Source organism: Bythopirellula superficialaquae (genome assembly GCF_059632245.1).
In genome coordinates this window covers 5,294,149-5,316,959 of record NZ_CP197426.1, presented here as the reverse complement: position 1 = coordinate 5,316,959, position 22,811 = coordinate 5,294,149, and the positions used below count along the sequence as shown (strand labels likewise).

Annotated in this window: 17 protein-coding genes; 11 read left to right on the top strand and 6 right to left on the bottom strand. The window is 55.8% G+C overall.

Features of this window, described 5'->3' with window-relative positions:
- Nucleotides 1–78: 78 nt before the first annotated feature.
- Complete coding sequence (locus tag SH678x_RS22050) at nucleotides 79–585, bottom strand: hypothetical protein (RefSeq protein WP_496920627.1); 507 nt, start codon at nucleotides 583–585, stop codon at nucleotides 79–81.
- Nucleotides 586–874: 289 nt separating this feature from the next.
- Here SH678x_RS22050 and SH678x_RS22045 point away from each other — a divergent pair, with 289 nt between their 5' ends.
- The 9 genes from SH678x_RS22045 (at nucleotide 875) to SH678x_RS22005 (ending at nucleotide 10,212) form a co-directional block, all read left to right on the top strand.
- On the top strand, nucleotides 875–1,675 hold the full coding sequence (locus tag SH678x_RS22045) for a phosphoadenylyl-sulfate reductase (protein ID WP_496920626.1): 801 nt from the start codon (nucleotides 875–877) through the stop codon (nucleotides 1,673–1,675).
- A 103-nt stretch (nucleotides 1,676–1,778) separates the two neighbouring features.
- A complete protein-coding gene (locus SH678x_RS22040) occupies nucleotides 1,779–2,204 on the top strand; it encodes an RrF2 family transcriptional regulator (protein WP_496920625.1) in 426 nt (141 codons plus the stop codon).
- A 247-nt stretch (nucleotides 2,205–2,451) separates the two neighbouring features.
- On the top strand, nucleotides 2,452–2,946 hold the full coding sequence (locus SH678x_RS22035) for a 3-hydroxyacyl-ACP dehydratase FabZ family protein (protein ID WP_496920624.1): 495 nt from the start codon (nucleotides 2,452–2,454) through the stop codon (nucleotides 2,944–2,946).
- A gap of 92 nt (nucleotides 2,947–3,038) precedes the next feature.
- The gene (locus SH678x_RS22030) at nucleotides 3,039–3,428 is read left to right on the top strand and encodes an acyl carrier protein (protein WP_496920623.1); all 390 of its coding nucleotides are present in this window, start codon (nucleotides 3,039–3,041) and stop codon (nucleotides 3,426–3,428) included.
- A 126-nt stretch (nucleotides 3,429–3,554) separates the two neighbouring features.
- Nucleotides 3,555–4,088 (top strand): 3-hydroxyacyl-ACP dehydratase FabZ family protein, encoded by a 534-nt coding sequence (locus tag SH678x_RS22025; RefSeq protein WP_496920622.1) that lies wholly within the window; start codon nucleotides 3,555–3,557, stop codon nucleotides 4,086–4,088.
- A 24-nt stretch (nucleotides 4,089–4,112) separates the two neighbouring features.
- Nucleotides 4,113–5,387: a beta-ketoacyl-[acyl-carrier-protein] synthase family protein gene (locus tag SH678x_RS22020; RefSeq protein WP_496920621.1), complete on the top strand. Its 1,275-nt coding sequence runs from the start codon at nucleotides 4,113–4,115 to the stop codon at nucleotides 5,385–5,387.
- Between the two features lie 521 nt (nucleotides 5,388–5,908).
- Entirely contained in the window at nucleotides 5,909–7,540 is a 1,632-nt protein-coding gene (locus SH678x_RS22015) for a hypothetical protein (RefSeq protein ID WP_496920620.1), read from the top strand.
- A 122-nt stretch (nucleotides 7,541–7,662) separates the two neighbouring features.
- The gene (locus tag SH678x_RS22010; protein ID WP_496920619.1) at nucleotides 7,663–9,405 is read left to right on the top strand and encodes a sensor histidine kinase; all 1,743 of its coding nucleotides are present in this window, start codon (nucleotides 7,663–7,665) and stop codon (nucleotides 9,403–9,405) included.
- Nucleotides 9,406–9,471: 66 nt separating this feature from the next.
- Entirely contained in the window at nucleotides 9,472–10,212 is a 741-nt protein-coding gene (locus tag SH678x_RS22005; RefSeq protein ID WP_496920618.1) for a biotin--[acetyl-CoA-carboxylase] ligase, read from the top strand.
- Here the strand turns inward: SH678x_RS22005 and SH678x_RS22000 are convergent.
- Complete coding sequence (locus SH678x_RS22000; protein ID WP_496920617.1) at nucleotides 10,199–13,639, bottom strand: pyruvate carboxylase; 3,441 nt, start codon at nucleotides 13,637–13,639, stop codon at nucleotides 10,199–10,201. The two genes, SH678x_RS22005 and SH678x_RS22000, sit on opposite strands and share 14 nt — an antisense overlap.
- 87 nt (nucleotides 13,640–13,726) lie before the next feature.
- Nucleotides 13,727–14,635, bottom strand: coding sequence for an SHD1 domain-containing protein (locus SH678x_RS21995; protein ID WP_496920616.1), 909 nt, complete (start codon nucleotides 14,633–14,635; stop codon nucleotides 13,727–13,729).
- Nucleotides 14,636–15,008: 373 nt separating this feature from the next.
- On the opposite strand from SH678x_RS21995, the gene SH678x_RS21990 reads away from it, so the two are divergent.
- Nucleotides 15,009–15,308: a hypothetical protein gene (locus tag SH678x_RS21990; RefSeq protein ID WP_496920615.1), complete on the top strand. Its 300-nt coding sequence runs from the start codon at nucleotides 15,009–15,011 to the stop codon at nucleotides 15,306–15,308.
- Between the two features lie 8 nt (nucleotides 15,309–15,316).
- On the opposite strand, the gene SH678x_RS21985 is transcribed toward SH678x_RS21990, so the two are convergent.
- The gene (locus tag SH678x_RS21985) at nucleotides 15,317–16,012 is read right to left on the bottom strand and encodes an RsmE family RNA methyltransferase (RefSeq protein WP_496920614.1); all 696 of its coding nucleotides are present in this window, start codon (nucleotides 16,010–16,012) and stop codon (nucleotides 15,317–15,319) included.
- A gap of 141 nt (nucleotides 16,013–16,153) precedes the next feature.
- Between SH678x_RS21985 and SH678x_RS21980 the strand changes: the two genes are divergently transcribed.
- The gene (locus SH678x_RS21980; protein WP_496920613.1) at nucleotides 16,154–16,951 is read left to right on the top strand and encodes an ExeA family protein; all 798 of its coding nucleotides are present in this window, start codon (nucleotides 16,154–16,156) and stop codon (nucleotides 16,949–16,951) included.
- On the opposite strand, the gene SH678x_RS21975 is transcribed toward SH678x_RS21980, so the two are convergent.
- Nucleotides 16,948–18,543: a hypothetical protein gene (locus SH678x_RS21975; protein WP_496920612.1), complete on the bottom strand. Its 1,596-nt coding sequence runs from the start codon at nucleotides 18,541–18,543 to the stop codon at nucleotides 16,948–16,950. The genes SH678x_RS21980 and SH678x_RS21975 overlap by 4 nt on opposite strands.
- Nucleotides 18,544–18,672: 129 nt before the next feature.
- Complete coding sequence (locus tag SH678x_RS21970; RefSeq protein ID WP_496920611.1) at nucleotides 18,673–22,611, bottom strand: hypothetical protein; 3,939 nt, start codon at nucleotides 22,609–22,611, stop codon at nucleotides 18,673–18,675.
- Nucleotides 22,612–22,811 lie beyond the last annotated feature (200 nt).

Here is a 22,811-nt window from a genome sequence, read left to right as displayed (position 1 = left end):
CAAGTCCCGCGCTAAGCGCGCAAAAAAATCCCCGATCGAATGACCGGGGATTTACGTGTCTGTTTGTTTTGGCTGCTGTTATTTCGGAGTCGGAAAGTAGCTGCCGACGTTCATGAACTGCAGGCTCGAACCCGTGGTGGGGACACCGGCCAAGGGGTTCTTGGCGACCATGCCCCGCGCGGCGGCGGCTCGTTCTTGCTGCCGCATGCGTTGGTATTCGCGCGCTTGAGCTTCCGCCGCGGCTTGATTTTGCAATTGCGGCAAGACAAAGCCATAGAAGTTAGGAACACTCGTGGCGGATTCCGGCACGAGATCCAAATTCAAATATGGGCTTAGCGTGGGAGCTTGCTGGATGTGTTGAAACGGCTTGGAATTACCGCCAGGCATCGGCTGAGCGGAAGCCACATAGGCTGTGGCTCCGGACATGCCGGGTGATTGGGTGTTGTAAGCCGCTTGGCTTTGACCGCCAAAGTATCGTGCCGCTGGAGTACGCAACGCTTGATTGAGCTGGCTAAACGCTGCTCCCTGCATCAAGCAGACTATCAAGCATCCTGCTCCCAGGCTCAAGATTCGTTGAATTCTCATGTTCTCGTTCCATTTGTTTCCAGGTACTCGCCCGCCAATTTGGCCGCACAATCTGCTTAATCGGCAAAGTTTGCCAGCGACCTGCTGTCTAAAGCTGTGAATTTCTCGGGAAATGCTAGCATGGGCGCGAAAATTCCCGAGATTTCCGCGACCAGGACAAGAAAGGAGTCGATATTTGTAGGTGTTTTGACTATTCTTGACTAAGTTGACCATTATACATATGATTGCCACTCAATCGGGTTCAGGGATTCGGTCCCGTTCGTTTGTTTCGCTCCCAAGGGAAGCCAAGATGTCGACTACTGCCGCTGCCAGCCAGCTGGAGCGCCCCAAGAAAATTGTTGCCGCTCGGGCAGCGCACCAGCTTGAGCCGACTCCCGAATTGCTGGCGGAGTTGGCCGAGGCGAGCGCCCGGCTGGAGACCGCCACGCCCGAAGAGATCATCACTTGGGCTCATGAACGATTCGCGCCCTATCTGACGATGGCCACGGCCTTCGGTCCCGAAGGATGCTTGATCCTCGCGATGCTCGCCAAGGTTGCTCCCGAGACGTATGTCTTCAATTTGGATACGGGCTACCAATTCCAGGAAACCCTCGACCTGCGGGATCGCATCGCCGAGAAGTATGGCATCGAAGTCGACTTGTTGCAGCCTGAACTCACCGTGCCTGAATACGAAGCATTGCACGGCGGGCCGTTGTATAAGACCGATCCCAATCAATGCTGCTTCGATCGCAAGATCAAAGTTTTGACCAAGGCAGCCGAAGGGATGCACGCTTGGATGAGTGGCATCCGCCGCGATCAGAGCAGCGACCGCGCGCAAGCGGCGATCGTCGGTTGGGATAAGAAGTTCAAGTTGGTGAAGATCAGCCCGCTGGCGAATATGACCAAGAATGATGTCTGGAAGCGAATTCTCGCCGAAGACATTCCCTACAACCCGCTGCACGATCAAAATTTTCTCAGCATCGGCTGCTGGCCTTGCACACGGGCCGTAGCCGCGGGAGAAACCGACGAACGCGCCGGGCGCTGGAGCGGCACGGCCAAAACGGAGTGCGGTCTGCACACGATCCAAGAATCCGATGGTAGCGGTATTTGATCTATTCACCACAAAGACTCAAAGGTCAGAAAGTTCGTTGAATTGCTTAAATTGCATCCTTAGTGTTCTTTGTGTGCTTTGTGTGCTTTGTGTTTAACTCCTCATGAATTTAAGTTCCAAAACTCAATACGCTTGTCTAGCCATGCTCGAACTTGCCCAGCACCACAGCTTGGGCGAGCCGGTGCAGGTACGCCGTATTGCCGAGCGGCACGGGATTCCGTCGCCGTTCTTGGTGCAGATTTTTCAGGAGCTCAAACGGGCCGGTCTGATCACCAGCGTGCGGGGAGCATCGGGCGGCTATATGCTCGCGCGGGCTCCCGAGGAGTTATCGCTATCGGAACTCTTGGATGTTGTTGAAGGCTCACACGAACCGACTTGTTGTGCCGCGAACGACTCGCCGCTGGCGCCGGTGTTGACGGAGGTCTGTCACGAGCTGGCCGCGGCGCGGCGGGAACGTCTCGAAGCGATCACACTCGCCGATTTGTTGGAACGATCGGCCGTGGCGGTCGATCCGATGTGGTACATCTGATGGATTACGGTGTCCGATGACCCAGCAGCTGCCTGCCAATTCTCGTTCGGTTGTGAACGAGCTAACTCCGCCGGGCAGCACGGTTTACCCAAACGCTGTGATTGGTGCGTCCATGCGGAATTCAGGCCATAAAAGGGGACTTCCCCGGCGTTGTCGGTCCGATTTTTGGCGGGTATAATCGCCAGTTCGCTATTTTGCCAACCTTACTTACTTAATGCGGCGATGGACCGTTTTGGGATGCCAGCCTATGCGATTTTGGCTACTGGATCGGATACTCTCTTACGAGCCCGATACCCAATTAACGGCCGTCAAGAATGTTTCGCTTTCCGAAGAATATCTGGCAGATCACTTTCCTGAGTTTCCGGTGTTGCCGGGCGTGTTCATGTTGGAAGCGGCGACCCAAGCCGGGGCGTGGCTGATTCGGATGAGCGAGAACTATGCCCACAGCATTGTGGTGCTGCATGAGGCGCGCGCGGTGAAGTACGCCGACTTCGTAGCCCCCGGGCACACGCTCACTATTCGCGTCGAGCAAACGAAAAAGGACGATCGCTACACCAACTTTCGCTTCGAGGGGACCGTCGACGGCAAAGTCTCGGTCAGCGGCCGCCTAGTACTCGAACGATTCAATCTCGGTGAGACGGAACCCGAAAAGGCCGACGTCGACGCGCGGGTGATTGAGTACCAAAAGACAATCGAAAAACTTTTGACCCGCGGACTCGATGCGCCCGCGGTCGTGAACTGAATAGAGACATATTGAATTCAAAGTCGGCCCGCGGCCGCTGAGTTGGCCGCGATTCGACGCTACACACCATTTCACTGGAGGTTTGTTTAACCATGCCAACTAAAGAAGAAATTTTCGACAAAGTGCGCGAAGCCCTGGTCGATGCCCTCGGTGTTGACGACGACGAAGTCACGCCGGAAGCCACCTTGCAAGGGGACCTCGATGCCGAGTCGATTGACTTCTTGGATATCGTGTTCCGTCTGGAAAAAGCGTTCGACATCAAAATCGAGCGAGGCGAGTTGTTCCCCGAAGACATCCTGACCGACACCGACTTTGTTCAAGATGGCAAGGTGAACCCCGCTGGCGTTGCGAAGCTCAAGGAGCGGATGCCGTTTGCTGATCTTACGAAATTTGAAGCCAATCCCGTTGTGCAGAACCTGGGCCAGCAGCTCACGGTGCAAGACATGTGCAACTTCGTGGCTTACAAGCTGGAGAAGAAGTAAGTCTAGACAATAGCCAATCACCAATGACCAAAATTACCAATTTGAAACGTATTTCATCGGTCATTTGGGATTTGGGCATTGGTCATTGCAACCGAGTTCATTACTAAGCAGTAAATTGGTGCTTTCATGCGTTGGTTTTGGATAGATCGATTCACCGAGTTCGTCTGCGACACTCGCGCCGTGGCCGTGAAAGGTGTCTCGTTGGCCGAGCCGCACATGCACGATCATTTCATCGGTTATCCGATCATGCCCAACTCCCTGGTCACCGAGGGGATCGCCCAGGCGGGCGGGCTCTTGGTGAGCGAGCATTACGGCTTTTCGGAGCTTGTCGTCTTGGCGAAATTGGCGACCGTGAAGTTCCATTCGATCGTTCGCTGTGGCGAGACGCTCACCTATCGGGTGACCGTCGACACCTTGCGGCGTGATGGGGCTGCGATTTCGGCGACCGCGCACGTGGGGGATCGCCTGCATGCCGAGGCCCAATTGTTTTTTGCCCGTTTGGGGGACTCGCACGAAGAATTGGCGAACGCCCGCATGTTCCGGCCTCGGGACCTGCGGCATTGGTTGGAGTTGGTCGGTGTGTTTGAAGTAGGCGTTAAGGCCGACGGCACGCGCATGCGTGAGTCGGATTACCCGCTCGAAGAATTGCCGGTTGCTTAGTTTCGTCGGAAGGGAACAGTTGCCATGCGTCGTCGCGTTGTGATTACTGGTGTGGGTTGTGTTACTCCTTTGGGAACCACGGTTCCCGAGTTGTGGAAGAACTTGCTGGCTAGCAAGAGCGGCGTGGGTCGAACAACGATATTCGATTCAACCAACTTCCCCACCAAGATTTCCGCGGAAGTGAAAAACTGGTCGGTGGCCGACGCGGGACTCGACGCAAAAGAATGGGCAGATCGCAGTCGCCACACGTGCTTTGCCGCGGGTGCCGCCAACCAAGCCGTGAAAGAGTCGGGCGTGCTGGGCACGGTTGAACCTCAACGCTTCGGCGTCTACTTGGGGGCCGGCGAAGGAAGCCAGGACTTTTTCAATTTCTCGCAGATGATGTGCGCGGCCGTCGCGAGTGGCGAGCTCGACATGAAGGCGTTCGTCGAGTCGGGGCTCAAGATTCTCGATCCCAAGGCGGAGCTGGAACAAGAACCCAACATGCCGGTGGGTTATTTGGCTGGAATGTTCGATGCCCAAGGGCCAAATGTGAACTGCCTTACGGCTTGTGCCGCCAGCAGCCAAGCCATCGGTGAAGCGACCGAAATCATCCGCCGGGGCGAAGCCGACGTGATGCTCTCCGGTGGGGCGCACAGCATGATTCATCCCTTTGGCGTGACGGGTTTCAATCTGCTCACCGCTTTGAGCGAACGCAACGACGAACCCGAACGGGCCTCGCGACCCTTTGATAAGGGGCGTGACGGATTCGTCTTGGGCGAAGGGGCCGCGATGGTCGTGCTCGAAGAATACGAGCATGCCCGCAAGCGTGGGGCCCATATTTACGGTGAGCTGTTGGGCTACGGCACGACGGCCGATGCGTTTCGCATCACCGATACCCATCCCGAAGGCCGAGGGGCGATCAGCTGCTTGAAGATGGCGCTCAAAGACGCTGGCAAAAATGTCACTGACGTTGATTACATCAATGCCCACGGCACAAGCACGGCGGTCAACGATCGCGTGGAATCGCTGTCGATTCGCAACGTGTTTGGCGAATACGCCGACAAGGTGCCAGTCTCGAGCACCAAGAGCATGACGGGCCACCTCATCGCCGCGGCGGGGGCCACGGAGTTGATCATCTCTTTGATGGCGATCAAAGACGACGCCTTGCCGCCCACGATCAACTACGAAACGCCCGATCCGGAATGCGACTTGGATTACATTCCGAACGTCGCTCGCGAAGCGAAGTGCAACGTGATCGTCTCGAACAGCTTTGGTTTCGGCGGCCAGAACGTGACGCTGGTGGCGGGCGGGATTTAGTGGGGATACCTCTTCTATGAGGAGGCTTGCTCATCATGCAAGCTCATCGAGACCGCTGTTCGTTTGCCTTGATTGCGTGTCTCGGTCTATTCAGCTTGGTGTCGTGCGCTGACACTTCGGCCCCTGCACCGCTCCCCAAGGTTTTGTTTGACGATCCACTTCCACAAGGCGCCATTGCGCGCCTCGGAACGACAAGACTTCGTTGTGATCACTTGATCAATAGTCTTGCAGTCGCTCCCAATGCCCAATTTATCGTGACAGCAAGTGCCGATGGTCGTTAACCGACTGCCATTCAAGTTTGGGATTCCAAGACGGGTAAAGAAAGATCGAATTTCCAGAGCGAAGATTCATGGATCGCTATTTCGCCGGATGGTGCCACGCTGGCGACCACTGGCAAGTACGACGATGTCGGTATTCGCCTGTGGGATATTGAGTCCAAAGCATTGATTCGCGAAATCAATCTCGGGGACATCAAAACGCGAACCGGTTACACGGGGCGATCTGGACAAAGATTGCACAACGTGGCCTTCTCACCTGATGGAAAGTTGCTTGCCGTTGCCTGTTCGGTGGAAAAACGACAAGGGATGCCGATGTATGCAAGCTATTGGGCCTTGCATTTGATTGACCTTATGACGGGCGAAGAAATTAGGCATTTTTCTTTCGACGATAATCCATCCCATCGGCCTATTCGCTTCCGCTTCTCTCCTGACGGCCATTCCATCGCGGTGATCGGTGGTAAGGACAGTCGTGTGTGCATTCTTACGACAGACGACATGCAGATTATGCAAAAATTTGGAAATGGTGCATGGGACGTGACGTTCGCTGCGGATGGCCAATATTTTGGAGTCGCTAATTACAAACAAACCCAAGTCTTCGATTGTAAGAAATGGAAGGAGAGACAATCCATTCCGGCGACTGAGTATGCGAAACATGGTGGAGGTACGGTCGCCCTTACCCATGACGGCAAGCTCGTTGCGCGAGTGGGAGATGCTAGCGATGCCTTCGCAAGGCTCTGGGAGACAAAGTCGGGCGCGATCATTCGGAAGCTATTGAATTATTATCGCGCTGACGCGGCGGCATTAGAGTTTGTCAATAACGGACAGAATCTCGTATGTGGCAGTGATAAACTCATTCGTATCTGGGACATTCCCCAAGGGACTGAGAGCGTCCTCGGCAACACCTTTCGCGGGAAACTGCACAGCTTGGCTTATTCTCCCGAAGGAAAGTATCTGGCCCTTTGCGGCGAAGATCCAGGTATTCGGATCCACGATGCATCGACGCGCGAACTTTTGTATTGGGTTGGAAGAGATGAATTTGTACGCCGCGTGGCATTCTCGCCAGATAGTCAATTGCTGGCGTCGGTGGGACACTCTTTACGGCTTTGGAAGACAAGCACGGGTGATAAGGTATGGTCACGTGGTCCAGAGAAACGACACTCTAAAAATTTTCGTCAATCGCCGGCATCGGTGGTATTTTTACCAGGCGGTCGCCGCTTGATGACTGGCGGCTACGATGGCCTGCTAAGGCTTTGGGATACGGCGACAGGCGCACATCTCAAAAAGTACGAACTCACGCAACCACTCCCGCCGAATGGCAGGCCCCAGATCCTTGATCTGATGATGCTTTCTGAAATGAAACTTATTGCCAATTACGGCGGGCGGTTTTGTCTTTGGGATTTGAAAACTGAAAAAGTAGTTTCGGCATATTCTGGTAGCAGTTACACGAACGATATCGGTACTCCTTTGGCGGCGACAGCCAATGGTTCGCTGATTGCCTATGAAGGCTCTTTGCAGGGGAAGGATCAAGCAACACGACAAGGGGTCGTGTTGCGAAATCTTCAATCCCAAGATGTTCCCAAGCTGCTAAGGGAAGCCCCTCCTCAGTCCAATGAGAACTTATCCGTGGCTTTTTCGCCGACGCAACCTCTTTTGGCAATCGGCGGCTTGGATCGTGCCGTCACGCTTTGGGACGTTACTACACGCCAAGAGATTGCAAAACTGGAAGGTCACACGGATTTCATTTCTGCCCTGGCATTTTCTCCCGATGGCAAAGAATTGGCCTCCGCAAGTTGGGATGGAACCGTCTTATTTTGGGATATGCGAGACTTCGCAACGCCTATGGAAGGCGAGCCGACGAGTTCGACCGGGCAGTAGTGTCGCGGGGCACATTGTTGCGATTATGCCGATCCTGCGGCGAGGCATTTTCCCCTTCGGCGTGAACTACATTTGAGTGGGTAATTATCCCGCCGTCGGCCAGGAGACAGGGCAGTCGTCTCGTGGCGCGTTCCGTATTTTGTTTTGCCCCCTGCAAAGTCCGCGCGCTGCTCATGAATCTTATGCAATTGGAACATCGTTCCTCGTGGTCTCGCTTAATACTCATCGTGTTGATCGCGGTGACGGTCGGTTTGCTGCTTGCGCTCGTGTGGATCGATCTCACGTGGCGAGCCTTTGCTAATGCCGCCAAAGAGCGTGATCTGCGCGTTCGAGAACTCCAAGGTGAGATCGTCCACTTCGACGAAGTGCTGACCATGTCGGCCTTGATGGCCGCGACGACGGGCGATGAATCCTGGCGGCGACGGTATGAAACTTATGAGCCGCTGCTGGGGCAAGCTTTGCAAGAAACAACGTTGATTGTGCCTCACTATGGAGTCGCCGCGACGAAGCAAACCGAGGAAGCTAATCGAAAGTTATTTGCCCTGGAAGCAGAAGCCTTCGCGCTCGTCGAGCAGGGCCGTGCTCAGGATGCCCAAGCCCTGCTATTGAGTCCTGAGTATGCTCAGCAAAAAGCGACCTATTCCGCCGGGATGAGGGCCCTCGATCAGACATTGGAGGATTACATCGCGAATTCCGATGCCGATACGCTGCGTACGGGGCAACGGCATTTGATCTTGAATTTGGGCGTGGTGATCTTGGTGACGCTCGGTTGGGCCATCTTCTTTCGGAACATGATCCGTACGGAAGATGCCTTGGTCGACAGCCATCAAAATTTGACGCGGTTGGCCGATGAACTTGCCGATGCGAATCAAACCTTGGAAACCCGCGCGGCGGAGCTCGCGCACGCGAACTCGGAATTGGGCGAAACGAATCTGAACCTGTCGAATGAGATCGAGACCCGCATCGAGGCCGAGGCGATTCAGAAGGAATTGCATCACCAACTGCTCGCTGCGACACGGCAGGCGGGAATGGCGGAGATCGCCACGGGGGTGCTGCATAATGTGGGCAACGCGCTCAACAGTGTGAATGTCTCGGCGACCTTGGCTCACGATCTTGTGCTGCACAGCCACGTGACCGACCTCGAGCGGGCCGTCGATTTGCTGATCCAACACGACAACGATCTGGAGCACTTTTTGACCGCGACGCCGCGGGGACAATTGCTGCTGCCGTATCTCACGAAACTGACAGGTTCGCTGCTTGATGAGCATTCGCGGCTCAAGGAATATCTGGCCGACCTGGAAAAGAACGTCGATCACACGAAGCAAATCGTGAAATCGCAGCAAACTTATGCCAAGATATCGATCGTCGATATCGAATACGACTTGGGCGAAGTACTGCACGATGTGCTGAAACCGCTCAGTGGCAGCTTGACGACAAATGGGATCGAACTGGTTTGGGAGGGTGAAAAACAGTTGCTTGTGCACGGCGATAAACACAAAGTGATTCAGATCCTCAACAACCTGACGACCAATGCCGTCCATGCCTTGATTGCATCGCCGCTGGAACCCAAGCGGTTGATCGTGCGGATGTCGTCGGATGGAGAGAACATGGCCTGCGTGGATATTCAGGATACCGGCGTGGGGATCGACGCGACGCATCTCACAAAAATTTTTCAATACGGCTTTACGACCAAAGAGTCGGGACATGGTTTTGGCCTGCACCACAGTGCTTTGGTTGCGCGTGAAATGGGGGGCGAACTGCGCATGCATAGTGCGGGGGTCGGCCACGGCGCGTGCTTTACATTGGAACTCCCCCTCGTTCGTGATCCGGAGAATTCCAAGCTGGAATTCGTCGCGGCGATTTAGCTCTCGACAAACTCTTGGTCAGCGACGATTCTGAAAGCTTCATAAATCCTTTGTGATGGCTGACGCATGCGCCGCATTCATTTCGACGTGACCGATTCCACGAACACCGAAGCCCGTCGGCTTGCCGTCGAGCATCCGGGCGAGTGTTTACTTATCACTGCAGCGAAGCAATCAGCAGGTCGTGGCAGACATGGCCGAGCGTGGGAAAGCCCGTTGGGCGGAGCATGGATGAGCATCGTTTGGCCGGCTCGTCAGCCTCCGCAAGCGTATGGCGCCGTTTCTTTGGTAGCGGCGATTGCCGTGAGGCGAGCGTTGCTGGACGTCGTGGAAGCCACTCGGCTAAATATCAAATGGCCCAATGATCTGCTCATCGACGATCAAAAAGTGTGTGGCATTCTGTGTGAACAATGGCCGAGCGAAAGCGGTCAAGCAGGTTCGCTGGTGATGGGCATCGGCGTGAATGTTGATTTCGATCACACGCTGTTTCCGCCCGACATCCGGCATCCGCCAACAACACTTGCTAGCGCCCTGGGCCGAGCGATTCCTGTCGAGGACATCATCGACGCGGTGAGCGAACAAGTCTTGGCCGCCCTGGAGGAATTTGAAGTCGCTGGATTTAATGCCGACTTCGTGGAAGAACTCCGTGGCTGCCTGGCTTACGTGGGGGACGAACGAAGTTGGCAATCACCGCGCGGAGATATCACCGGCAAAGTCGTGGGAATCGACGACACGGGCCGGCTGCTGCTGGAGGTTGACGGCCAAACCACGGCCCATGATGTGGGCGAGTTTGCCCCTACGCGAGCGTGATCAGTAGATCCCCTGCTTCGACCTGCGTGCCGGTCGAAACGTGAACTGTGGCCACTTTGCCGGCAGATTCGGCGGCGATCGTGGTTTCCATTTTCATCGCTTCGAGCGTCATCAACTTTTGACCCTGCGCGACGGCATCGCCTGCTTGCACGGCCACGAGCACCACCATGCCCGGCATGCTTGAACCAATTTGCTTGGGGTTCTGCGGATCGGCTTTCACGGCTTTGACTTTGTCGGTTTCAAGCGATTGATCTTGAACGGTCACTTCGCGAGGCTGGCCGTTGAGCTCGAAGAAGACCGTGCGGGTGCCGTCGGCATGGGGATCACCGATGGCGAGAAATTTGATGATCAGCGTCTTGCCGGCTTCGATATCGACGGCGATTTCTTCGCCCGGTTCCATGCCATGCAAATACACGGGAGTCGGCAGCACGCTGGTGTCGGCGTAGAGCCCATAGTGTTGCGAGTATTGCTCGAACACCTGGGGATACATCAAGTAGGCCACAACGTCTTGTTGACTCGGCGTGCCATCGATCAGCTTGGCGACTTTCTCCGTGGCGGCTTGCAAATCGGCGGGGGGAATACTTTCTCCGGGGCGGCCAACGACCGGTTTTTCGTTACGCAGGATGCGGTCGCGGACCTTCGTGGGGAAGCCCCCTTCGACTTGGCCCATGCGGCCACCGAGCAAATCAAGCACCGAGCGTGGGAACGCCAGCTCGCGGTCGGTCTGCATCAACTGATCGCAGGTGAGGTCGTTCGCCACAAGGAAGAGCGCCATATCGCCCACGGCCTTGGACGTGGGTGTGACCTTTACGATGTCACCAAAGAGTTGATTGACGTCGGCGTAAATTTTGCAGATTTCCGGCCAACGATTCGCGAGGCCGAGAGCCTGAGCTTGCTGGAACAGATTTGTGTACTGCCCACCCGGCATTTCGTGCTGATAAAGGTCAGCCCCCGCGGCAAGGACGGGGCTTTCAAACGCGGAATAAAACTCGCGAGTTTCGCGCCAGTATTCGGAAATCTCATCGAGCGCTGCGGCATTGAGCGACGAAGCCCGGGGCGTAAAGGCGAGCCCTTCGACCATGGTGTTGAGGTTGGGTTGCGAAGTGCCGCCCGACATCGAGGCAATCGCGCCGTCGGCAATGTCGAGGCCCGCTTCGGCGGCGTTGAGAATCGCCGCGGCTTGAACCCCGCCGGTGTCGTGCGTGTGGAAATGAATCGGAATGCCGATCTCGTCGCGAAGAGCCTTCACCAGCACGCTCGCCGCATGGGGTTTGCACAGGCCGGCCATATCCTTGATCGCCAGGATATGGGCTCCCATCTTTTCCAATTCCTTGGCGAGGTTCACATAATACTTGAGATCATATTTCGAGCGTTTGGGGTTAAGGATATCGCCCGTGTAGCAAATGGCTGCTTCGCAGATCGCGTCGGTCTTTTGCACCGCTTCCATCGCGACCCGCATGTTGGGTGTCCAGTTGAGCGCATCGAAGATGCGGAACACGTCCATGCCGGCAGCAGCCGTTTCGCGCACGCACAAATCGACGACGTTGTCGGGGTAGTTCGCGTAGCCCATCGCGCTCGAGGCTCGTAGCAACATCTGGAAGAGAATGTTGGGAATCTTTTCGCGCAGTAGTGCCAGACGATCCCAAGGGGATTCTTTCAGGAACCGCATCGAAACGTCGAACGTCGCACCGCCCCACATTTCGATCGAGAACAAATCGGCGCAGTTCCGTGCATAGGCATCGGCGATCCGGCAGAGATCATACGTGCGGAACCGCGTGGCGAGCAGCGATTGATGGGCGTCGCGCATCGTGGTGTCGGTCCACAAAAGGGGCTTTTGCTCTTTGACCCACTTCGTGAAGCCGACCACGCCCAATTTCTTGAGTTTGTCGCGGGTTCCTTCCGGAAGCGGTTTATCTTCGGTATTGGGAACGGCAACTGGCTCGCGCCGTACACCCTTAACCTTGCCCGTGACCGTGGGGTTGCCGTTAACCATCACTTCGCCGATGTATTGGAGCAGCTTGGTGGCGCGATCGCGTTGCGGCACGAAGTCGAATAGCTCCGGGGTGACGTCGATAAAGCGCGTGGTGCATTCCCCAGCGAGGAACGTGGGGTTGGTGATGAGGTGAATCAAGAACGGAATGTTTGTTTTCACGCCACGGATGCGGAATTCTTGCAGCGCACGTTCCATACGCCCGGCGGAATCGACGAAGTTGCGACCCCAGGCACTCACCTTCACCAGCAGCGAATCGTAGTACGGGAACACAACCGCCCCGGAAAACGCGGTGCCTGCATCGAGACGGATGCCCATGCCCCCCGCCGAGCGATAATGCGTCACGCGGCCATAGTCGGGCATGAAGCGATTCGACGGATCTTCGGTCGTCACACGGCATTGAATCGCGAAGCCGTTGGTGCGGACTTCTTTCTGTGAAGTCAAACCGATTTTTGGCGAGGAAAGTGGCTCGCCCCCAGCGATCAAAATCTGTGAACGGACGACATCGATGCCGGTCACTTCTTCGGTGACAGTGTGTTCAACCTGAACGCGCGGATTGACTTCGATGAAGTAAAACCTCCCGCTATCGGCATCGACCAAAAATTCCACCGTGCCGGCGTTGTCGTAGCCAACTTCGTTACCGATTTGCAGCGCCGCCGCGCAGAGGCTATCGCGGACGGCTGTGGGCAGATTTGGGGCGGGGGCAATCTCTACGACCTTTTGATGGCGACGTTGCACCGAGCAATCGCGCTCGTAAAGGTGAACGAGATTGCCGTGCTTGTCACCGAGGAGCTGCACTTCGATATGTCGGGCACGTTCGATAAATTTTTCGACGAAAATCTCGGGGCTGCCGAAGGCGGTGAGCGATTCACGCCGGGCCGCTTCGAACGAATCTTCAAAATCCTTGGCTTCGTGGACAACGCGCATCCCGCGGCCACCGCCACCATGGGCCGCCTTCAAAATGATGGGGAAACCCATTTCAGTCGCGGTTTGCTTTGCGGCGGCGACGTCGGTGATCGGTTCGTTGCTGCCACCCAACACGGGTACGCCCACTTTGATGGCCAGTTTACGGGCTTCGATCTTGTCGCCGAGATTCTCGAGCAACTCGACGCGGGGGCCGACGAAGATGATCCCATTCTGCTGACAAGCCCGCGCGAACTCAGGGTTTTCGGAAAGGAAACCATAGCCCGGATGGATCGCGTCGATCTCATACTTCTTGGCGAGCTCGATGACCCCCTCGATGTTGAGATAGGCTTGCAGTGGCTTGCCTTCGACGCCGATCGGATAAGCCTCATCGGCTTTGAAGCGATGCAAGGCGTAGCGATCCTCGTGCGAATACATCGCAACCGTACGAATGCCTAGCTCGTGGGCACTGCGGAAGACGCGGATGGCAATTTCGCTGCGATTTGCGGCGAGCAAACGTCGGATCGGTTTCATGGCAAATCCGGGAGAGGTGGCGGGGGCGACGCCATTTTAGCGGGCCAAAAGCTGTGAGCGAAGCGGCTCAGGCGGAAAACTGTGGTCTTAATATTGCCGATTCACCCGCGCGATCGGACCAACCGTGTAACCCGGGTTTTTTTGCAACGCGGCTTCGGCCGCTTGCGCGCTGTTGCGACCCGGAACCACCACGTAGAGCGGCCAACCGGAGATATTGGGACCAGGATAGAGCATCACCTCCCAAAGACTGAACAAGCCGGCCTGATAAGCCTGCATCTGCAACTGCATTTTCAAAAGCTGGTTGGTTTCCGTACCGCCCTGAGCTTGCGTCTGTAACCGCAATTCCGATTCTTGTTGCTGCTCGAACGTGGCATGCTTCGACGACCATTCTTCCCAACCTGGTTTCAAAACTTTCAGGGCTTCGTCGCTGAACAAGAAAAACGGCACGGCATAGAGGTCGCCGTTTTCCATTTCCATTTGCACGCCGTCATAAGTAAAAGTTTCCGGTTCCCCCTTGCGGCGTTTGAGCCAATCGAACAAGCCCGCTCGGTCGGTGATCGGTCGCTTCGTGAATTGCGCGGCAATCAACGGCACAACGCGCTGTTGGATTCCCGTCAGATTCTCGAACAATTGATCGTTCACATAAATCTTCCCGCGACTCATGCTGAACGTCATTTCCTTTTGGACGTAATCGACAACGTCGCCGATGACTTCCAGTCCGCTGGCCATCTTCCAGACCTGCTGCTTGGCGCCCCGTTTGTCGACTTCCTCGGCGGCTTCTTTCGACTTGATGTATTCCTGGTCGGCGGCGGAAAGTTGCTCCATGTCGACGGCAACCAGCGTCTTGTCGGCCTTTTCCAACACGAGGTCCGTGTCGTTGAAGGCCACGAGATTGGCTTCGAAGGTGTAATTGCCCGAGACATCGGTCCACACCCTGGCCTCGACCGAGGCCAGGCAAGAGAGAATCAAAGCCGTCGCGACGACAAATCTGAACATCGAAAATGCTCCAAAGAACAAATAAGTATTGAGGGCGGACTTCCCAGTATAACCTGCGGATTAGGCGACTGTTAGCCGCTGTTCCGTGGCGAAAAATGGGAGTATTGGATCGCCCTGGAAAACAAATCTATAATGAAACAATGCGGCATCCGAATAAGCACATCCATGCAGCTGTTCAATATGCCGTTGATAGAGGATGGACGGCTACCAAATCCAATGGGCATGCCTGGGGGATTTTAAGATGCCCAGGAGATTGTCCTCAAGTGTCGGTTTGGTCAACGCCGCGAAATCCCGAACATCACGCACGAAGAATCCGTAAGCACGTCGATGAGTGCCCGCATTTCCTGCGAGACGAGAATACTTAGGAAACTCCATGGCTACCTTTGACTTCACATTATATTTGTCAGGCTTCTCCGAACTTACGGATGAAATCCTCGACAAGCTGTACGAAGCGGGCTGTGACGACGGCATGGTCTGTTTGACGAAGGATGGCGTTCCTTTCATCGAATTTGAACGCGAGGGCGTGGACTTACAATCAGCCATTCGCTCGGCAATTGCGAATGTACGAGCAACGCCCTATCAAGTGATTCGAGTTGAAACCCCCGCTACTTCGGTTGTGGCATTCATCAACTCTGAACTTTCACTGTCCGGAATGCAGCTTCCAACACTGTAGGTTGCCGTTCAACAAATCGTTAGCCGCGCAACCAGGGCCAAGGCGGCGGTTTCGAGCCGCAGGATTCGTTCTCCCAGGCCGATCAGCTGCCAGCCATTTTGCCGGGCCAATTCGACTTCGTCCTCGGTAAAGCCCCCTTCGGGGCCAATTGCTAACAATAAGGGGGCGTTCACGTCCCGCGTAATCGATTCCACGGTCGATCCGCCAGGGTGAGCGATCAGCCGCGTATGATCGGCAAAGTTTGCTACAACTTCGGCCCATGTTTGCGGCTTAGCGATTTCCAGCAACTGATTGCGGCCCGATTGTTTGCTCGCCTCGACAACATAGCGGGCGAGCTTTGCGGGTGGTTCCGCTGCCGAGGAGGTGCTGCGCGCGGTGGTAAGCGGGATCAATTTTTTCACGCCGAGTTCGACCGCTTTTTCGACAAGCCAGCGTTGGCGATCTCCCTTGGGGAGCGCAATCGCCAACGTGAAGTCGACGGGCAGTTCGCGCTCGACCGCGCGATGTTTGCGGAGCGCGAGTTCCACGTCGGTCCGGCCCAGCTTGGTGATCTCGGCCCACCATTCGCCACCTCCGCCATCGAACACGATGATCTCGGTGCCCACCTTGGCCCGCATGACGTGCAGCAGGTGATGGGCTTCGCTCCCGGTAAGCGTGGCAGCTTCGCCGCTGAGCGGTTCTTCGGAAAAATAACGGTCGGCCATGGCATGTGCTAGCGTCGCTAGCGAGCAAAATGTCAAGTTGAGAGTGGCGATTGGCCCTAAACAAAGAATTGATCCATCAGGGGTCGATATTCCGATTGTCGTTCATTCTTCGCCGTGCTGGAAGTCGGAAAGGTCAACGCGATGCACGCCACGCATTGGGGATTGGAAAAGCCCCCCTTTCCCGCGGGTACAGCCGAGCCGGTGTTTTTCGCAGGCTTGCCACAACAAGAAGCGCTCGCGCGGCTGCGGTTCCTCGTGCATAATGGGCGGCGACTCGGGCTCATGTTGGGCGAAGCGGGCTGGGGTAAGTCGCTCGTCCTCAATCTATTTGCCGAGGAAGCAGAACGGGAGAATTGGCACGTAGCGTCGCTCAACTTGCTGGGCCTTTCGGTTCGCGAGTTCCAATGGCAATTGGCCGTGGCGCTGCACGCCGGCCCGCGGATGGCTGACGATGCATTGCGGCTAGGGCGACGGCTGGACGAACGGTTGCAGCAAAATTATCTGCAAAGCGAATCAATCGTGTTGCTCTTGGACGACGCCGATCAGGCCGGGGCCGACGTGCTGACTCAACTCGCGCGTCTCGTGCAACTGCCGACAGGCCGCGTGGGGAACCTCACAATTGTACTGGCCGGCAATCCCACTCAGATGCATCGCTTGGGGGGCCGGATCTTGGAACTGGTCGATTTACGGATTGATCTCGAACCGTGGGACGGCCAGGACACGATCGGTTATTTGCAGTTGGCGCTGGTGGCCGCAGGCGCGGAACAACCGATCTTCGACGACAACGCCTTGGGCGAGATTCACCGACTCAGCGGCGGCGTTCCCCGACAGGTGAACCGGCTGGCGGATTACGCGTTGGTCGCGGGTTCGAGCGCGGGGCTGGAACTGGTCGATGCCGAAACCGTGGCCGCGGCGTACGAGGCGATACGACGGTGCTAAGCGTTTTCTTGGGGTTCTGTACCAAGAGAAGTTTTTAGGTCGCCCACGCACTCGCGCAGGATTTCCAGCTGTTTATCGAGGGCTTCACGGTCGATTCGCACACGGTCCAGAATCTTGGTGCTGGAAGATTTGATCGTCTCCGCGGACTTGGAGATTTCATCTAAGTTGGTCACGCGTTTTTCGATCTCGAGAATCGACTTGTCGATAATCGAAAAGTCGACTGCTTGTTCTTGCTTCGCTTGGCGATTGCGAACACACAAGGCACGCGCAATTTCTAGGGCAGCTTTAAGATTAGAGTCGGAAACCAAATCAGTTGCGTCCCAAACGACAAATAGATCGTTGCCAATGCGGCGTATGGTTTCGCAATGAGTGGGTGCCGTGTTTCGAGAAAATACGAATACGCCAAATTGAGCATCACGATTTTTACGAGCTTGTTCGATTTCCTCGCGTGCTTTGGCTAGGTTGTAGCCGGCGTCTTCTTTCGCTTCGATGACAATCTTCGCACCCGCGGCTGCACTGTCGCAGCCAAGCTCGATCACCATGTCGCCGATTTTGCAGTTGCGAATGAGGCCCACACGGCCAGTCGTGTTTTCTAAGAGTTCGCCACGCGGTTGGCAATCCACGGCAAGAAATTGCATGAGCGCATCTTCAAACGTAGCACCATGCTGAGTTCCACGAGCTTCGACTTCGCGTTTGGTAACAAGTTTGCCCAAGGCAACCTTTACCTCTTCTTGGAAATCAGCAGCCGACTTGATGTGAGCGCCTAGGATTGTTTCCAAATGAGTTTGCATTTTCCGTAGCGACGAATGCTCATTGTCGAGTGAAAACTGCTCAGTGATAGTTTCTTGAGCTGTGTTGACCTTTTTGACAAGCCGACTCAGGGCGGAGTTTTCTTGATCCAAGGAAAACTCCTTCACAACGTCATCGATCTTGGATTTCATGTTGCTCGTGAAATCACCATGTTTGGTGGTGATTTCCGCGACCAGTCGGCACAAAGCTCCCTCCGAGTTATCAAGCGAGAATTCTTTGAGCAAGCGATCGCGTTGCGTCGAAAGCTGAAGCTCAACCGTGCCGCGCAACAACGCCAGAAGTCCCTGTGACTGATCAGGGCTCAATTGCTTCATGAGCGGGCTGTTTTCGCCAATTTGCGAGAGTAATGTTTTTGCGAGTTTGGAATCATCCCCGTCGACGAGCGAGCGGATAACTTTGTCGAGATCGCCATCTGCCGAAATCAGTTGCTTGACGCGCTGGGTGAAGTGTCCGCTGTCAGGATGAAAGTACTGACCCAGGGCATTTTCCACTTTTTCCTTAGCCGTGTTGGCATGCAAATCGAGTTGACGGGTCATCGAACTCAACAGCCGATCCGTTTCGCGCTTGATGAACTCGCCGTCGAATGAGGAGGATGCCCGACGGAGTGTTAGTACACCGATTTTGAGAGCCTCGAGTGCAAATTCGTCGCGAGATTCCCCTTCTGAGTATTTTGCCAGTTCCGCAATCGTGTCACGATCATCTACCGTTAGCTCAAGGACAAGAGAAAACGGCAATTCGTTTTCCGTACCAACAGAATTCAATCGTTCCATTGTATTTGACATGTCGCGATCCTCCGCGTGATGGCCAAATCGACCAGCAAGGTATGAACACCCGTCTACTAACAAAAAGTATGGCGGTTTTTGACGTGGCGGGCAACTAGCGAGGCTTTCGCGTCGGCAAAGTGAAACCGGCTATTTTTCCGCCGATTCTGGGCCGACGCTTTCGTCGCCCAGCTGTTCCAAGAGTTCGCTCCAAGTGAGACGCACTTGGCCGATGCGGCTGTTGAGCCGATCCGTGAGCGAATGATAGCTGTATCGCGAGCGGGCGGAGGTGACTTCATCTTCCAGCGCGGCGAGCCAGTCGGGCAAATCCAAGCCCGCGCCGGAGGGTTCGTTGGCGAGGCTGGCGATCTCGCGTTCGAGGGCATCGAAAGCTTCTTGGCGTGCCGAGCCCTCAGCCGTGAGCGCGGGTTCCACGAGTGCTCGCACGCGATCGATCAACAACGGCCGTACGAAGCGCTCGCCGATGCGGTCGGCAATCGTGGCGAGTCGCATACCGTATTGTTTGCTTAAGCGTTCGAGCCGCGCTTGATGGGAATCGGCGGCGTCGGTGGTTCGTTCAGCAAAGGCTTGGCACCAGATTTCAGCGGCCAACAAACGGCGATGACGAATCAGAATCTCATGCGCCCAAATCACGGGCTTCAAATTCCAGGCCACTCGGTCGTAGGTCGCCCGCAGCCGCAGGAAGTCGACCAGCATGTAGAGCAACTCGCCGTGGTCCGATTGCGTGGTCGTTGTGTTGTAGTCGCGGTACACGCGATAGTTTTCGACGACCGATTCAATCGCGAGCGTCAGCAATTCAGCGGCTTCTTCCCGCGGCCAGCCATTGTCGAGCTCGCCTATGAGTTTCATATCGTCTTCGGCGTCGGGATCCTCTTCGAGCGTCTCGAGCCACGTGTCGACCCCTTGATGCAAGATGCCGCGCAAATTGCCCAGACTGCTCATCAAGCGGTGATCGAAAATGTCGGCCCCGTAACGAGTGATGAACTCAACAAAGCGCTGCCAATCTTTTTCCTCGGAGAGCCGTTCGACGACGCTTAACCGCAACGTGCGGCTATGTTGCAACCAGCGATCTAACTGCCCTTCGGTCAGGAGTTGCAAGGCATCGATCAGCAAGTGATCGGAATGCTGCGAGTCGTCCTCGGAAATTTCGCTATCCCATTGTTCGGCCGAGGCGATCATGGAGCGGACAATGGCTTGATAGCCGTTTTCAAAGAGGCGGTCGAATTCGGTGACGGCCCCCTGCCCCACGGGATGCTCGCTTTCCATCTGTTGGGCAAGTTCGAGGAGTTGGCAGGTTTCGCGAATCATGCCGAGTTGCGGCAGCCAACCCAACAGGTCGTTGAGCAAATGTTGTAAACAACGGGTGTTGACGATTTGCCGGGGTTCACCGCCGCGCGAATGGGGTACGTACAATAGCGGTTGCGGACGCAGCGATTCAAGAAAATCGGGCCATAGTTTCCGCACGTCTGCGGCATCGCCCGCGAGTACTTTTTGTAGGATCTCCACCGAGCGCAAATCAATCGATTCGACCAAGGGTTCCGCGGATTCCAGTGAACGGGCACCCCGCGTGGCCGCGAGCAACCGGGCCGCGTCGGCTGTTTCGACGCAGGTGGTGATAATTTCTTGAATCAGCGATTCTTTGATGGTGCGTAAGCGATCGTATTCGGCGAGCGAATCGTGCGAGCCGCTGGGCAAGGCAAAATGAAAACGATGCACCGTTTCCAACAACTCGACAAGGCTGGCATAATTCTTGTTGGCCTGTCCTAACCAAGCTTCAAAAAGCTCCGCGGGAGTCGAAATATTGTCTGCCACGATAAACTCAGTGGCATGTCCGCCCCAGACAATCACCGCGTGCTTCCACAAATTGGCGACCGTCGAGAGAAAATCGAGCCGCTGCTCGAGACGCTGGACCTCGAATTCCCATTCGGAATCCTCGTAGTCGACGCTCTCGCCGAAGATTTCCCCTTCGTTGCCATCGTCCGAGGAATCGCGGAAGACCATTTCGTCGTACGCGGCATCGAAGAGTTCGCTCTCTTCGTCATCCTCCTCGTGTTCGTCGAGTTCAGCCTCATCGTCGTCTTCGTCGTCGAAGTATTCGACGTCGTCGAGATCGTCGAACAATTCGCCCAGTGTGCCGTCGAGCATCAACGAAGGAGCTTGCCAATATTCTTCGGCATTGGCTTCCAGGAAATCAAAGAAGCGCACCACTTCAGGCCACCGATTAACGCCCGATTCTTCTTGCAGTTCTTCGACCGTCGCGAGCCAGCGGAACGACAATCGTCGAAACGAGCTTTCCCCCTCTTCGAGCGGCGTGCGATCCTTCTGGCTGACCCACTGCATCATCAGAGCCATTGAAGCGACGGTGTCGCCGTGGTCGAGCAAGGCTTCGATCACCAATTCAAAAGCTTTAGAATTGTCGAATTGATCGACGAACATCCGCCAGAAGCTGACGTCGCCCGAGGCCGCCCCCGCTTTGTGCCAGGCATTGAGGGCCCCTGCCACGAGATTGGCCGAAACTTCGATTTCTTTGGCAACGAGCCGATTGACCCCTTCAACCGAGTACGTGGCGTATTGATCCCACCACAGGGTCAGCCGCGCGAGCATGGTCGAGAAAACTTTTTCCATCTCGGCGTCGTCCACCGCGGCAGATTCGCTCCACGCCCGAGCACACAGATCGAGCACTTGCTCGACAAGTTCGATCAGTTCGTCGACCCGCCAATCGTGAACGCTGTTTTCAAGGGCCGGAAAGAGCGAGAAATTGCCGGCAAACCCGACGACGTTCCAAGGATCGACCAGTGCACCGCATTCGATCGCGCGGTGCGTGAGATGTTCGATTTCCTGCAGATTTTCGACGACGCGAGCCATATCGCCGTTGTCGATGGCGTCGTGCCCCTCGGTGAGTCGGCAATAGATTTCGCTCAACATGCGGGCCGCGGGAACGCGCACGGAATCGGCCTGGCGTTGAGCTGCTGCGGGGTAACCTAGGCGAGCGTACAAATAAGCCAAGTGAACCCGCTGCATTTGCAAAGCGCGTCGCCGGGCGAGTTCGTGATTCAAATGTTGCCGCGCCGCGCCGAAGGGTTGCCGAAAGCGCTCCGCTTCTTCCAGCAAGCGACTTCCATGATCCCCTTCAATTTGGCTGAGCAATTGCTCGTAGAATTCATCCCGATAATTGGCGATATGCGGGAGCAGCGTCGACAACGTGACGTTGGAATCGTGACGCGCGGGACCATCGCCGCTGGTGCCTGCGGCCATCAACATCGTGCCAGCCAACACCGAAGCCGCTTCGAGCCAGCATTCCTCTTCGTCGGAATCTTCAGGGTACTTTTCAGATTCGCAGCGCGACAACAACGCATCCAGCGTCACTTGTTGCAATACAAAGCGACTATAAAATCCGTCGCCGGTGATGTGATGCGGATCCCATTGCCCAAAGTGATAATTGGGACGGCGGTTCACCGGGTGATCGAAGTCATAAGCCCGCGGGTCGAGGGCGATTTCTTCCAAGCGGTCCAAATCGAACCACGCCTTGCCGAGCAAGTGCTCGTCGGTGTTGGCGAGGATATTGAGTGCGAGCGTGATGATCCGTTCGTAGCGGCCCATCGCCACACCTGCCCCGCGGATGTACAGCGGGATCGGCCGGACGAATTCGTGGGGATAAGGTTCTGAAAGGCTTCCCGACTCGAGGGTCGCGACCGGCCGATATCCGACGAAATCGTTGATTTGTTCGAGCGCGCCGGCGACGATGCGGTCTGTTTCGTCCCAAGGGTACCCTTGCGACAAAATCGCTTCGCAGGCCCGTCCAATGAAAAAGGGTTGCCACAAGTCGTAGGATTCTTGATGAAAGAGCAAATCGCGATGAAATTCCCGATACGCGGGCAAAAAATGCTCAATCAGTATTCTGATGACGGCTTCCGCCTGAGTCGTGTCGGCAAAGGCCCCCCCGTTTGTTTTGAGACGCTCGATGGTTTGGGTCAGAAGTTGGCCAATCAAGGCCAGGGCTTCGTCTCCCACTTCATCGAGGCTGCGAAACAATTCGTTGAGATTTCGCAGGAATTTCGGATCGCTCACCCCGGACGAGAAATTGAGATACCCGACAATCTCCTCCAACAGAGAGTCTCGCGAGGAATCAGATTGAGGCCTGGGTGAGTTCACAATGGGGCATTCAGAACGGTTGTTGGAATCGAACAGGGCAGACCAACAAACCAAGAACGCAACTCAAGGCGCTACCCTCAATATGCTTAAAATATGGTGTCCAAGTCTGCCCACAA